Raw genomic sequence first — 12,499 nt, 5'->3', positions numbered from 1 at the left:
CCCCGAGGGCCCCCTGCGCGTACTGCGCCACCCCGATCCCCGCCGCGGCCTACAGATCTGCCGGCTGGTCGAGGAGATCCCCACCCGCGCCCACGCGCTGGGCCTGACGCGGCTCACCTTCGTCCTCACCCCGTTCGACTTCCCCGGGGTGGCCGCGCCGCCGCGTGAGGGGAGAGCCGCCCGCAGCGCGGCGTGAGGCGCGGGGGTCAGCTCTCGGCCACCGCCGGCTGCGCGGCCGGGAGCCGCTCCCGCAGCCCCGCCACCAGCTCGGTGCGCCCGGCCACCGTCTGCGGTACGCAGTCCGGGGCGAGCCGCACCGCCGCGTCCAGCACGTTCACGAGCTGCAACGGCTCGTCGGAGCCGTCGAGATGGCGGTACTCCACGGCCGTCAGGACGGCCAGCCGCTCCCACAGCCCGAGCCCCGGCCGCCGCAGCTCCCGCAGCACCACCCGCGAGGCCTCCTCCACACCGGTACCGGCCCGGTGCAGATCGTGGACGCGCCCGCGCAGTTCCTCCATGTACGCCATGTACGCGCGCACTTCGTCCTGACCCACCAGCGGCCCGTGGCCCGGGACGACGACGCGCGGGTCGAGGGCGAGGATGCGCGCGCAGGCCGCGATCACCCCGTCCAGGGGTCCGGCCCAGTGCACCGGCACGTCCCCGACGAACAGGACGTCCCCCGCGCACACCACACCGCTGTCCGGCAGGTGCACCACCAGGTCCCCGGCGGTGTGCGCGGGTCCCACCTCGTACAGCTCGACCGGCGTGGAGCCGACGAGGAGGTCGAGACGGCCGCTGAAGGTGCGGGTCGGGGCGACGACGTCGATCCCGGTGTAGTCGTACCGGCCGAAGTGCGTCAGCAGATACCGCTCGAAGGGCACCTCCGCCCGGCAGCCGTCGAGTACGGCCTGGAGCTGCGGGGGAGTGGGCTCGGCGCACAGGTGCGCCAGGTTCGCCTCGGTGCTGATGATCTCCGCGTCGGGGAAGAGGCCGTTGCCGTAGCTGTGGTCGCCGTTGGCATGGGTGTTGACGACGGTCGAGAACCGGGCCCCGGGCGGAAGGACGCGCCGGGCGGCCTCCACCAGGGCGTGGGTGAGGCCCGCGGTGTAGGGGGTGTCGACCAGCAGGGCGTCGGACTCGGAGCCCACGACCACACAGTTGGCCATGCCCCAGGTGCCGGGGGAGTGGGGCAGCCAGGCGTGCACACGCTCATCGAGGCGGACGAGTTCGGAAGGAATCAGCATGCTCGCAATTCTGCGGGCGAAGGTTTCCTTCCGCTTGTGAATCCTGTGCTACCTCCCTCTGCCCGGTACCGAGTTGGGGCCCCGCGCCGGGGAGGGCCTCCGGCCGGGCGCCGCCTCACGCCGTGCGCGCAGCTCCCGTACGGCCGTCGCGGCCCGGCGCCGCGCCCGCGCGTATCCGGCGCACCACCACAGCAGGGGGGTCGCGCGGGTGCCGCGGGCCAGCAGGAAGCGCTGGTTGCGGACGGTCTCGGGGCGCCAGTGGTGCTTGTACGGCTCGGTGCCGCGCAGCATGCTCAGCACGGCGTGGCCACTGCCGTCCAGGCGGCGGGCCCAGGCGCGCATCAGCATCGTCGCCGTATCGACCTTGTGCTCGCGCAGGGCGGGGTGGGCGCCGTAGAGATAGCCGCCCGACAGCGACGGCGACTGGAGGGTGAGGTCGGCGGCCACCACCGTGCCGTCCAGCCGGAACTCGGTGAGGACCGCGTCCCCCTGAGCCACCATCAGCCGCACCGAGCGGTCCAGGTGTTCGGCGAACCGGGGGCGCACATGCTCACGGGTCACCCCGCGCCCGCGCCACTGCAGCCGGTGCAGGGTGAGCAGGCTGTCGAGGGTGGCGGGGACCTCCTCGGGCGCCACCGCCCGCTCGGCCACCCCCAGCGCGTCGATCCTGCGGAGCTTGGCGCGTACCCGCTGGGCCGGTTTGGCGGCGAGCCGGGCGAGCAGATCGTCCAGGGGGGCGGCGGGCAGTTCCAGGCACACCGAGTCCGCCAGCCGGGCGCTCGCTCCCGGCCAGTGGGCGTGCAGCAGTTCGGCGGCGCCGCCCGGCCGGACCTCGCGCAGGTCCACCAGCGCGCCGCCGGCCGCCTTCCGCACCGCCGCCGCCAGCGTCCGGGCCGCCTGCGGCGCGCACGCGTCGTCCAGCAGCACGTCCGTGAAGTCGGTGATCGCGCCGCCCAGCGGCACCAGGGTGCGGAAGGGGCGGAAGACCAGCATCAGCGGGGCCGCCGCGACCAGTCGGCCGTCCCGGCGCACCAGCACGACGCGCAGCCTGCCGCTCACGCCGTACGACGTCCACCACGAGTGCAGCCAGGCGTGGCTCTGGAAGGGGGTGGCCGTGCGGCAGCGCCCGTGCAGCTCCCGCCACTCCCGCGCCAGCCCCGCGAAGGGGCCGCTGTCCGTGCACACCTCGGCCACCAGGGCGGTGTCCCGGGCCGTCGTGACCGTCACCGGGCGCCGCCGTAGGGCATACCGGCGGGCAGGGCGGGGGCCGGTACGGGCGCGGTCTCGCGCCGGGCGGGCCGGACGAGCAGGACCAGCCCGCCGGTCAGGCCCCCGGCGCAGGCGCCGACCAGGGCGGTCAGCGAGGCGGGCGCCGACGAGGGGTCGACGGGCTCGGCCGCGCGCGAGAACTGCACCAGGCGCACACCCGTACTCGCCTCGGTGTGCGTGCCGTTGACGGTCAGCGCGCGGGCCACCGCGTTGGCGATGTCGGCGGCCTCGGCCGGCCGCCCCGAGGTGCCGGTGATGGCGATCATCGGCGCGTCCGGGGAGGTCGACGTCTGCACCTGGCGGCGGATGGTGTCGGCCGGGACCCCCGCCCAGGTCTGGGCGTCGCCGACCACCGCGACCTGGGTGGCGACCCGCCCGTACGCCTGGGCGAAGCCCAGGGCGGTCGCGGGGTCCGACTTGCCGGTGGGGGTCACCACGACATAGCTGGTCGCGGAGTACTCGGCGGGCCGGGCCAGCCCGTACACACCGCCCGCGACCGCGCCGAGCAGCGCGCACACCGGCAGCGGCCACCACCTCGGCAGCGGCCGGGCGCCGGGGTGCGACGGCATCCGGCGCCAGGGGCTCGGGGATTGGCTCATCGTGCGCTCACTCCTGACGTGACGGAGGGGTCCGTACTGTCCGTGGGGTCCGTGCTGTCCGTGGCAACGGAAGGGGCGGAGGGCCGTCTGCCGAGTACGGGGGTCGTGCCGTGCAGGGCCGCCTCGTAGACGGCCGTCAGCCGGGCCGCCGAGGCGCCGATCGTGTAGTGCGCGACGGCCGGGGGCACCGGCAGCCGGCCCGGCGGTGCCTGGCTCGCGGCGCGCAGCGCGGCGAGGAACTCCGCCGGATCGGCCCGTACCGCGCCCGGCGCCCGGCCGGGGGGCAGGTCGTCGACGGCGGGGCAGGTCGCGTAGACGACGGGCAGGCCCGCCGCCAGGGCCTCCACCACCGCGAGGCCGAACGACTCGTCGGCGGAGGGCGAGGCCAGGACGTCCGCGGCGGCGAGCAGCGCGGGCAGGTCCAGGCCGCCGCCGCCCTCGTACGCGCACTCGCCCGCGAAGCACACCCGCCCGGCCACACCCAGCCGCGCCGCCAGCGCCCGCAGCGCCGTCTCCTGTTCGCCGCCGCCCACCAGCAGCAGACGCGCGCCGGGCAGGTGCGGCAGGGACCGGACCAGGACGTCGAAGCGCTTGCCCGCGACCAGCCGGCCCACCCCGCCGATCACGAAGGCGTCGTGCGGCAGGGCCAGCAGGGTACGGGCCCGGGCCCGCAGCAGCGGGTCGAAGCGGAAGCGGTCCGCGTCGATGCCGTTGGGCACCACGTGGATGCGGCGGGCGGGCACACCCCACTCGCGCAGCCGCCGCGCGATCGTCGCGGAGACGGCGACCGTGGAGGTGCCCAGGCGTTCGGAGGCCAGATACAGGGCGCGCACCCCCGGGCCGAGCGGGCGGCCCTCGATGGTGGCGGCGCCGAGCGAGTGCTCGGTGGCCACGACCGCGCGGACCCCGGCGAGCCGGGCGGCGGCCCGGCCGTACAGGCAGGCGCGGTACAGATGGGTGTGGACCAGGTCGTAACGGCCCCGGCGGATCAGCCGGGTCAGGCGCGGCAGGGCGCTCAGATCGCGGTTGCCGCCCATGCCGAGGTGGTGCACCCGTACGCCGTCGGCCTCCAGGCCCTCCGCGACGGCTCCCGGGTTGGTGAGGGCGACCACCTCGCAGGAGGCGGGCAACGCGGCGATCAGCAGCCGCAGTTGCTGCTCGGCGCCGCCGACGCCGAGACCGGTGATGACGTGCAGGACTCTCACCGTGCCTCCTGCTCCGGTACGGGACGGCTCCGGGCGGACGGGGCCTCGGTCAGGAAGCCCGTTCCCGGGCCGTCGCCGGGCGGCCGGCGCCGCCAGCGGTGCAGCCGCCGTTTGAGGTGCAGCCGCCAGCCGGTGTCGCGCTCGCCGATGTGGACGCGCGGCAGCGCGTAACGGCCGGTCAGCGGGCCGGGGTCGATGGCGCAGGCGTATCCGTAGCCGGCCGCGCGCACCGCGTCCAGGGCCCGCTGGTCGCACCGTCCGTACGGGTAGCAGAAGCCCGGCACGTCCCGGCCGGTCAGCGCGCGCAGCAGGGCGCGGCTCTCCTTGGTCTCGCGGCGCAGGGTGTCGTCGTCGGCGGTGGTGAGGTCGGTGTGGAGCAGGCCGTGCGAGCCGATCTCCATGCCCCAGCTCAGGGCGCGCCGGATGCCGTCCTCGTCCAGGAGCGGGCGGCGCGGGCCGAGCGGGTCCCAGTCGTTGGCGCCGCCCAGCCGCCCGGGCAGGGCGAACACGGTGGCCGTGCAGTCGTAGCGGCGCAGCAGCGGCAGCGCCTCCTCGGTGAAGTCGGCGTACCCGTCGTCGAAGGTGAGACCCACCAGGCGGGTGCCGCCGCCCGCGGCACGGGCCCGCAGCAGCTGGGCCATGCCGACGCCGAGCAGTCCCCGGGCGCGCAGCCAGCGCAGTTGCCGCTCCAGGCGCCGGGGGGTGACGGTGATGCCGTACGGGTCGTCCTCGCGGGCGTCGGCGCGGGCGCCGACGGAGTGGTACATCGCTGCCCACAGGGCAGGGGTGTCAACGGGCATGCCTCGGCCTTCGGGTCAGGGGGCGGGTCAGCGGGCGCAGCAGCGCCGACAGCAGCAGCAGCGGTGCGAAGCCCCGTACACGGGCGGCGCGTGCCAGCACGAGGAAGGCGGCCGTGGCCGCGAGGCAGCCGGTGGCGAGCGCCGCGGCCGGGTCGGTGACGCGGGCCGCGCACCACCAGCAGGCGGCTGCGGCCCCGGCTCCCGCCCCGGCCAGTTTCAGCAGTTCGCCGCCGGCCCGCAGACGGGCGAGGCCGAGCGGGCGGCGGCCCGCGCCGGCGAGCAGCAGCAGCGCGCCGGCGGCGATGCCCAGCGCGTTGGCGGCGGCGATGCCGGGCGCCCCCCAGCGGGGCGCGGCCCACGCCCCGGCGCCGGCCGTCACCGCCAGGCACACCAGCATGGTGGCGGCCGGGTACCAGGTGGGGCGGGCGGCCGAGAAGTAGGAGCGGACCAGGACGCCCACCATGGTCTGGGCGAGCAGGCCCAGCGCGTACACGCGCATCACGGCGGCGGTGGCGGCGGTGTCGGCGGGGCCGAACGCGCCGCGCTGGAAGAGCACTTGGACGATCTGCGGGGCGCAGCCGACGACGACGGCGCCGCCGAGCAGCACGATCGCGCCCGCCACCAGCAGATCGCCCTCCACGCGCCGCCGCGCCTGCTCGGTCTCGCCCGCCGCGAGCGCCCGGGCCACCACGGGGAAGGTGACCGTGCACAGCATCAGCGAGAGCACCATCGGCATCTGCGCCACTTTCTGGGCGTAGTTGAGGTGCGAGATCGCCCCGGCGGGGAGCGGGGCCGCGAGGTGCCGCTCGACGAGCGTCTGGCTCTGGCGGCCGAGCGCGAAGACGACGACGGGGGCGACCATGGCCAGCCGCAGGGTGCCGGCCGGTTTTCCCGGCCGCTGGGGGTGCCTGATCCGCTTCGCTTGCTCCGGGATGCGGGGCGCATGGGGCGAGCGGTGTGGGCGGTGCGGGTCCGGGGCGATCCACCGAGCGCCGCGCCGCCTTGTGCGCCGCAGCCCCCGCCACAGCGACGGGGCCTGGGCCGCCACCATCAGGACGCCGCCCACCGCGACCCCCGCAGCCGCCGCCCGTACGCCCCAGGCCCGGCCGAGGACGAGGAGCACGGTGATGATGCCCGTGTTGTACGCCACGTAGATCGTCGCGGGGGCGAGGAAGCGGGCGTGGCCGCGCAGCGCGGCGCTGCAGTAGCCGGCGAGGCCGAAGGAGACGACGCAGGTCGCGGTGGCGCGGGTGCAGTCGACGGCCAGGCCCGCCTCGGGCAGGCCCGGCGCCAGCAGGTCCACCAGGGCCGGGGCCGCCGCCGCCAGCAGCGCCGCCACGCCCGCGAGGGCCGCCATCAGCCGGGGGAGGGTGGCGGCGACCAGGGCGCGCACCGGGTCGGGGCTGCCGCCGGGTCCGCGCCGCAGGGCGGCGAGGCTGAACGCGGGGACGAGTACCAGCGCGAGCCCGTCCTCGATGAGGAGGGTGGCCGCGACCTCCGGCACCGTCCACGCCACCAGGAACGCGTCGGTGTCGGTGCCCGCGCCGAAGACGTGCGCGAACGTCCGGTCGCGCAGCAGCCCGAGGACCGCCCCCGCCACCGTGAGCGCGGCGGTGACGGCGGCGGCCCGGGCCAGGAACCCGCCGGAGGCGGTGTCCGCCGGCCGGGCGCCGTCGTGACGGTCCGTCGGCGGGGGGCCCGGCGATGCGGGGGAGGCGTCGCTCATCGCCGCGGCGCCCGCCGTGTCCCGGCACCGCCGTGCGGACCGAGGGCCCACCAGGCGGCCAGGCCGAGCGCGAGGGCGGTCAGGACGGTGGAGGGGCCGCCGATGTCGCCGTAGCAGAAGTCGACCAGGAGCCACAGCAGCAGGCCGGTGGCGGCGAGGCCGCAGTCCCGGTCCGGGCGCCGGCCCGCGGCTGCCTCGTACAGCCGGCGCAGGGCGAGGGCGAGGAGCGCCGCCCAGCCGGCGACCAGGGTGCACACCCCCACCAGGCCCTGCTCGCTCAGGACGAGGAGGTACATGTTGTGCGGGGACAGCAGCGGCTGGCGGCGGAAGGCGGCGCCCGCGCCCGCGGTGTCGCTGCCGGAGGACAGGGCGAGGGGGGCGTGGCTGTCGCGGTGGGCGGGGAAGCCCTTGAGGCCGACTCCGGTCAGGGGCGCCTCGCGCCACATCGAGGCGGCGGCGCTCCACAGGGTGTACCGGTCGGTGACGGACTGGTCGGGGGCCTCGGTGACCCGGGTGATGCTGGAGAGGCGTTCTTGGAGGAGCGCGGTCCCGGCCCCGGCGCCGCCGACCACGACCACGGCGAGCGCGAGGACGCTCACCGCGACGGCCACCGCTCTGCGTACGCCCGCCAGCAGGAGCAGCGCCGCGCAGGTCACGGCGGTGGCGATCCAGGCGCCGCGGCTGAAGGAGAGGGCCAGCGGCGCGAGCAGCAGGGCCGCGCAGACCAGCGCCGCCGGGCGCTGGGCGCGGCCCGCGCGGGCGTCGGGCGCGAGCGCCAGGCCCACCGCGCACACCAGGCCGAGTGCGACGACGGTGGCCATGCCCATGATGTCCGAGGCGCCGAACGTGCCGACGGCGCGGATGTCCTCGCCCATGTAGGAGGCGCCGGTGGCGGTGGCGTACTGGTGCACCCCCACCGCGCCCTCAACCAGGGCGAGCGCCACCAGCGCCCGCGCGACGACCGTGAAGTCGCGGCGGTCGCGCACCAGGAGGAGCACCGAGACCGGGACCAGGACGAAGATCTCCAGATATCGGGCCAGTCCGGCGACCGCCTCGCCGGGGTCGCCCGCCCCGGCGGCGGCCACCGCGGTCCCGGCGGCGGCGGCGCCGAACAGCGCGGCGGCGGCCGGGGCCAGCGGGCGCGCCCCGGACCGGAGCGAGGAGCCCAGCGCCCACAGGGCGAGGACGCCGCAGGCCGCGTCGGCGGGCGTTCCGGTGCCCGGGCCCTCGCCGGCCGCGCCGCCGGGCGGGGGCGCCGCGAGCAGGGCGAGGACGGCGAGCAGCGGCAGCAGATGTACGTGGCGGGTCACGGCCCGGGGCAGCATCCGCGGGAGCGGGGCGGTGGTCCGGGGCGGCGCCGCCACATTCTGACTCATCGTCAGCTCCCGGTCGGGCGCGCCAGGGACGCCGCCGTGCGCAGCAGCACACACACGTCCTGCCAGGGCGACCAGTGGTCGATGTAGTAGTTGTCGTACCGGGCCCGGTCCTCGATGGAGGTGTCGCCGCGCAGCCCCTCCACCTGGGCCAGTCCCGTGATGCCGGCGGGCATGCGGTGGCGGGCCCAGTAGCCGGGGTGGGACTGGCCGAACTGGGCGACGAAGTAGGGGCGTTCGGGGCGCGGGCCCACCAGGCTCATGTCGCCGCGCACCACGTTCCACAGGTTGAGGAGCTCGTCCAGCGAGGTCAGCCGCATCAGACGTCCGGTCCGGCCGATGCGCTCGTCGTGGGCGACGCTCCAGCGGGTGGCGGCCTCGTGGGCGTCGGCGGGGCGCAGCGTACGGAACTTGCAGAGGGTGAAGGGGCGCCCGTCACGGCCCACGCGCTCCTGGCGGAAGACCACACCGGGCCCGTCGCTGCGGCGCAGCAGCAGCGCGCACACCGCCAGCACCGGCGAGGCCAGCAGCAGGGCGGGCACCGCCACGCACAGGTCGAGGACCCGCTTGACGGCGAACCCCGGGCGCCGCACACCGGCGGCCTGCACCCGGCGCACCGGGAACCCGGCGAGCTCCTCGCCCCGCACCGCCCGCCCGGCCACGCCCGGGGCGCGGGTGTCGACGTACCACAGGGCGCAGCCCCAGCTCTCCAGCTGGCGCAGCAGCAGGGTGGGATCGGCGTCGTCGGCGTCGGTGAACAGCACATCGCGGACGCCGTTCTGGATGACCGCGCGCTGCACCTCCTCGATGGTGCGCAGCACCGGCACCCCGACCGGCTCCGGCACCGGCTGGAAGACCGGCACCACCACCCCGACCGGGCGGATACCGCCGCTGGGGCGCCGTCCGAGCGCCGCGGTCAGCCGCAGCGCGCCCGCCGGGCCCACCACGAGGGCCGGGCGCGGCGCGCGGGCGGCGCGCCACCGCCGTACCGCGTACGCGGCGGAGCGCCCGGCCGCGCTCGCCCCCGTCTGTACCGCGCAGGACGCGGCGAGCGCCCGCAGCGCGAGCGCGGGCCCCGGGAGCACGGCAGCCAGTGCGCACCACGCCACGGCCGCCCGGAAGGCGAGTGCGGGCACCTCCTCCAGGACACCGCGCGCCGCGGCGAGGGCGCCCGGCCGGTACAGCCCGGCGTGCCCGTGCAGGACCAGGACGCACAGCACCAGCGCGGCAGTGGCCCCGTGCCCCGGCTCCGTGCCGCCCGCCGCCGCTCCCAGCAGCACCGCGCAGCCGTCCACGGCCATCAGGGCGGCGTCCGTACGCGGCCGGGGCGCGCGCCGCACGGGCAGCGGAGGCGGGGCGGGCGCCCGGCCGGGCTCCGCCACCGTCGCGACGGCTCCCGCCGCTGCCGCGCCGCCCCGGCGCGGACCCGCCGGGGAAGGAACGCCGCCTGCTGGGGAGGGAACGGTGTTGTCCGCAGTCACTTGAAGGTGGGTTCCCTGCACTCGGAGCGCCGGGCGCCGGTCAGTTCGCGGTAGAGGTCCGCGATCGCTTCCGCCGTCCGGCGCACATCGTGGGTGGTGGTCACGTGCTGGTGGCCCTGTCGGCCCAGGGCCGTACGCAGCGGCGCGTCGAGGAGCAGAGCGCCGACGGCCCGGGCCAGCGCCCGCGGGCTGTCCGGCGGGACGAGGCAGAGCGGGGCGTGCCCGGGCGGCAGGCTCTGGGACGAGCCGCCCACATCGGTAACGACGACGGGTTTCTGGCAGGCCATCGCCTCCAGGGGTGCCAGGGCCATGCCCTCCCAGCGCGAGGGCAGGACGACGACGTCCGCGGCCCGGTACCAGGCGGTGGGGTCCTCGACCGCTCCGGCGAACAGGACGGACGGGGGCGCCGCCGCGCGCAGGGCCGCCTCGTCGGGGCCGTCGCCCACCAGGACCAGGCGGGCGGCGGGCAGTTCACCGGACAGCTCCCGCCAGGCCTCCAGTAGCACGTCCTGGCCCTTCTGCCGGCACAGCCGCCCCACGCACACCACCAGCGGCGCGTGCGCGTCCACGCCGGCGAGGGCGGCCAGCGGGGCGCGTACGTCCTCGCCGGACGCGGGCGGGCGGTGGCGGGTGAGGTCGACGCCGTTGGGGACGACCACCGAGGGGCCGCGCACCCCGGCCCGCTCGCCGGTACGGAGCTCGCCCTCGCTGACACACACCAGCCGCGCGGTCCAGCGCGCCGCCGCCCGCTCCCAGGCGCGCGAGGCGAGCGCGAGGGGACCGGTGACCGCCTCGAAGGACCAGGCGTGCGGCTGGAACACGGTCGGCACCCGGCCGCGCACCGCGAGCCGCGCCGCCACCCCGGCCTTGGCGCTGTGCGCGTGCACCACGTCGGGCCGCAGCCCGCGGACCAGCCGCGCGGCCCGTACGGTCTCGCCGAGCAGACCCGGCCCCGGCGCGCGCGTCGCCTCCCACACATGGGTGTCGGCGCCGAGCCCGGCCGCCTCCGCGCCCAGCCGCCCCGTACCCGGACAGGCCACCGACACCCGCATTCCGGCCCGCAGCTGAGCACGCACCAGATCGGCGACGACCCGGGCCACTCCGCCGTCGACGGGCTGCACCAGGTGCAGGACGTGCGGATGGTGCGGCGCGGGACGGGTTTCCGGTCCGGTACCGGGGAATTGCGGCTGCACGCGAGGTCACTCCGCCCATGGGAAGGTATTCGTATAAGCGGGCCGCCGAACGGGTGTCATTCCCCCGGGCGGTCACTGAATTCCGCATTGCTGGGCCGGATGGCCGAGCACCCGACGCACTGCTGTTTCGCGCGGTCAATGGGTGGGGAGCAACTGTAGCCGTATTCACCGCCGGGGATCGTCATGAATGTGTTCCGGAGTGTCCCATCGGGTGATCATCCGTATCCGGTCGTCAACGGCCTCGTTGATTCACATGCCTCATCTTTGCCCTGAAAGGAAAAAGTGATGAAGCGAATGGTCAAGTCCGTCGCGATGGTGGGCACGAGCGCCGCCGTCGTGGCTCTCGGCGCCGGTGTCTCGTCCGCCGACAGTCACGCGTCGGGGCAGGCGCACAACTCCCCGGGTGTCCTGTCCGGCAACGTCATCCAGGTGCCGGTGCATGTGCCGGTGAACGTGTGCGGGAACACCGTCAACGTGATCGGTCTGCTCAACCCCGTCTTCGGCAACACCTGCAAGAACGACTGAGTTCACCCAGTCGGGCCACAACTCGGGGCCTTTGACCTGCGTTGATACACAGGTCGGGCGACAACGCCCGGCCACAGCCCCACATCAAGAGGAGCGCTTCTCCATGTCGCGTACCGCCAAGGCTCTCGCCCTCTCCGCCGCTGCCGCCGCGGCCGTCGCCGGCGGTGCCGGTGTCGCCGCCGCCGACGCCCACGCGGGGGGCGTCGCGGCCAACTCCCCGGGCGTCCTGTCCGGCAACCTCATCCAGGTGCCGGTGCACGTGCCGATCAACCTCTGCGGCAACAGCGTGGACGTGATCGGCCTGCTGAACCCGGCGTTCGGCAACGAGTGCAAGAACGACTGACGTCTCCCCACGTCAACCGCACGGCGGCGCCGTGCCCGGACCGCCCTTCTCCCCGCGGGGGAAGGGCGGTTCTGTGCTGTCGCGCTGCTGCTCTCGTCCCGTCCGGCGTCCGGCGTCCTACGGGATGCTGATCGGAGAATACGTCTCGTACGAGTATCGGGGCGGTCCACTTCATACGAGTGGTCGGGCAACAATTTCAGGATTGCCGGGTTTCCCTCGGGCCGGGAGGTCGTTAGTCACGACGAAGCGCGCATGCCCTTTCACCTCGTGAACGGGTGCATACGCGCACACGGTAACCAGTAAACCGCGACGAAATGTCGCCACCGGAAGGAACGATGATGAAGCCGATGAAGGTTGCCGCGGTCGTAGCCGGTTCCCTGGCGGTGGTGGGAGCCGCGGCTCCGGCGTTCGCGGCGGGCGGCAGCCCGGCCCCCACCAGCCTCAACGGCGGTGTGGAGACGCTGGCGAACCAGGCCCTGACCAACCCCACGCCGACGGTCGTGCAGACCGAGGCCCTCGACCCGAACAGCAAGGACTCCCTGTTCCACACGGTCTCGCAGGCCACCGGCAGCGCGAACAAGACCAATGGACTGGTCCCTGCGAGCCTTCTCGGCGGACTTCCCGTCGGCCACTGATAAACCCTCCGGGTCCGGCATTCCGCTGAATTGCGGCGGAATTACGGAATTCCCGGCGGGGAATTACGCAGGGCGGCCGGGGAGGCCGGACGGGGGAGACGGGCGG

12 protein-coding genes and 1 pseudogene are annotated in these 12,499 nt (G+C 75.7%); 4 read left to right on the top strand and 9 right to left on the bottom strand.

Annotated features, from left to right (window positions below; genetic code table 11):
• Nucleotides 1–196, top strand: a pseudogene (locus ACJA3G_RS16360) (hypothetical protein); the annotation flags it as partial.
• Between the two features lie 10 nt (nucleotides 197–206).
• Here ACJA3G_RS16360 and ACJA3G_RS16355 read toward each other — a convergent pair.
• From ACJA3G_RS16355 to ACJA3G_RS16315, 9 genes are read right to left on the bottom strand one after another with little or no spacing between them, the layout of a single operon-like run.
• Nucleotides 207–1,244, bottom strand: a complete 1,038-nt coding sequence (locus tag ACJA3G_RS16355; RefSeq protein WP_406553716.1) for an MBL fold metallo-hydrolase — start codon at nucleotides 1,242–1,244, stop codon at nucleotides 207–209.
• 48 nt (nucleotides 1,245–1,292) lie between these two features.
• Nucleotides 1,293–2,471, bottom strand: a complete 1,179-nt coding sequence (locus tag ACJA3G_RS16350) for a GNAT family N-acetyltransferase (protein ID WP_406553715.1) — start codon at nucleotides 2,469–2,471, stop codon at nucleotides 1,293–1,295.
• A complete protein-coding gene (locus ACJA3G_RS16345; protein WP_406553714.1) occupies nucleotides 2,468–3,112 on the bottom strand; it encodes a lipopolysaccharide biosynthesis protein in 645 nt (214 codons plus the stop codon). The genes ACJA3G_RS16350 and ACJA3G_RS16345 overlap by 4 nt, the downstream gene beginning before the upstream one ends.
• On the bottom strand, nucleotides 3,109–4,317 hold the full coding sequence (locus tag ACJA3G_RS16340) for a glycosyltransferase (RefSeq protein ID WP_406553713.1): 1,209 nt from the start codon (nucleotides 4,315–4,317) through the stop codon (nucleotides 3,109–3,111). The genes ACJA3G_RS16345 and ACJA3G_RS16340 overlap by 4 nt, the downstream gene beginning before the upstream one ends.
• The gene (locus tag ACJA3G_RS16335) at nucleotides 4,314–5,084 is read right to left on the bottom strand and encodes a polysaccharide deacetylase family protein (protein ID WP_406553717.1); all 771 of its coding nucleotides are present in this window, start codon (nucleotides 5,082–5,084) and stop codon (nucleotides 4,314–4,316) included. The genes ACJA3G_RS16340 and ACJA3G_RS16335 overlap by 4 nt, the downstream gene beginning before the upstream one ends.
• 22 nt (nucleotides 5,085–5,106) lie before the next feature.
• Nucleotides 5,107–6,843 carry a lipid II flippase MurJ gene (locus ACJA3G_RS16330; RefSeq protein ID WP_406553712.1) on the bottom strand — a complete coding sequence of 579 codons (1,737 nt, stop codon included), beginning with the start codon at nucleotides 6,841–6,843 and terminating at the stop codon, nucleotides 5,107–5,109.
• Entirely contained in the window at nucleotides 6,840–8,219 is a 1,380-nt protein-coding gene (locus ACJA3G_RS16325; RefSeq protein WP_406553711.1) for an O-antigen ligase family protein, read from the bottom strand. The genes ACJA3G_RS16330 and ACJA3G_RS16325 overlap by 4 nt, the downstream gene beginning before the upstream one ends.
• A 2-nt stretch (nucleotides 8,220–8,221) precedes the next feature.
• Complete coding sequence (locus tag ACJA3G_RS16320; RefSeq protein ID WP_406553710.1) at nucleotides 8,222–9,697, bottom strand: exopolysaccharide biosynthesis polyprenyl glycosylphosphotransferase; 1,476 nt, start codon at nucleotides 9,695–9,697, stop codon at nucleotides 8,222–8,224.
• A complete protein-coding gene (locus tag ACJA3G_RS16315) occupies nucleotides 9,694–10,890 on the bottom strand; it encodes a glycosyltransferase family 4 protein (protein ID WP_406553709.1) in 1,197 nt (398 codons plus the stop codon). The genes ACJA3G_RS16320 and ACJA3G_RS16315 overlap by 4 nt, the downstream gene beginning before the upstream one ends.
• A 285-nt stretch (nucleotides 10,891–11,175) precedes the next feature.
• On the opposite strand from ACJA3G_RS16315, the gene ACJA3G_RS16310 reads away from it, so the two are divergent.
• From ACJA3G_RS16310 to ACJA3G_RS16300, 3 genes are all read left to right on the top strand, one after another.
• Nucleotides 11,176–11,415 (top strand): chaplin, encoded by a 240-nt coding sequence (locus ACJA3G_RS16310; protein WP_406553708.1) that lies wholly within the window; start codon nucleotides 11,176–11,178, stop codon nucleotides 11,413–11,415.
• 103 nt (nucleotides 11,416–11,518) lie between these two features.
• Nucleotides 11,519–11,758 (top strand): chaplin, encoded by a 240-nt coding sequence (locus ACJA3G_RS16305; protein ID WP_406553707.1) that lies wholly within the window; start codon nucleotides 11,519–11,521, stop codon nucleotides 11,756–11,758.
• Between the two features lie 335 nt (nucleotides 11,759–12,093).
• Entirely contained in the window at nucleotides 12,094–12,393 is a 300-nt protein-coding gene (locus ACJA3G_RS16300) for a hypothetical protein (RefSeq protein ID WP_406553706.1), read from the top strand.
• Nucleotides 12,394–12,499 lie beyond the last annotated feature (106 nt).

The sequence above is a fragment of the Streptomyces sp. YS-3 genome (assembly GCF_045257485.1).
GTDB lineage: Bacteria > Actinomycetota > Actinomycetes > Streptomycetales > Streptomycetaceae > Streptomyces.
This window is presented reverse-complemented; position numbering and strand designations above follow the sequence as displayed.

Bases quoted from the DNA above. Each gene is read 5' to 3' on its own strand.
- ACJA3G_RS16355 (WP_406553716.1), bottom strand. From the start codon at position 1,244: ATGCTGATTCCTTCCGAACTCGTCCGCCTCGATGAGCGTGTGCACGCC.
- ACJA3G_RS16345 (WP_406553714.1), bottom strand. From the start codon at position 3,112: ATGAGCCAATCCCCGAGCCCCTGGCGCCGGATGCCGTCGCACCCCGGC.
- ACJA3G_RS16335 (WP_406553717.1), bottom strand. From the start codon at position 5,084: ATGTACCACTCCGTCGGCGCCCGCGCCGACGCCCGCGAGGACGACCCG.
- ACJA3G_RS16330 (WP_406553712.1), bottom strand. From the start codon at position 6,843: ATGAGCGACGCCTCCCCCGCATCGCCGGGCCCCCCGCCGACGGACCGT.
- ACJA3G_RS16325 (WP_406553711.1), bottom strand. From the start codon at position 8,219: ATGAGTCAGAATGTGGCGGCGCCGCCCCGGACCACCGCCCCGCTCCCG.
- ACJA3G_RS16310 (WP_406553708.1), top strand. From the start codon at position 11,176: ATGAAGCGAATGGTCAAGTCCGTCGCGATGGTGGGCACGAGCGCCGCC.
- ACJA3G_RS16305 (WP_406553707.1), top strand. From the start codon at position 11,519: ATGTCGCGTACCGCCAAGGCTCTCGCCCTCTCCGCCGCTGCCGCCGCG.
- ACJA3G_RS16300 (WP_406553706.1), top strand. From the start codon at position 12,094: ATGATGAAGCCGATGAAGGTTGCCGCGGTCGTAGCCGGTTCCCTGGCG.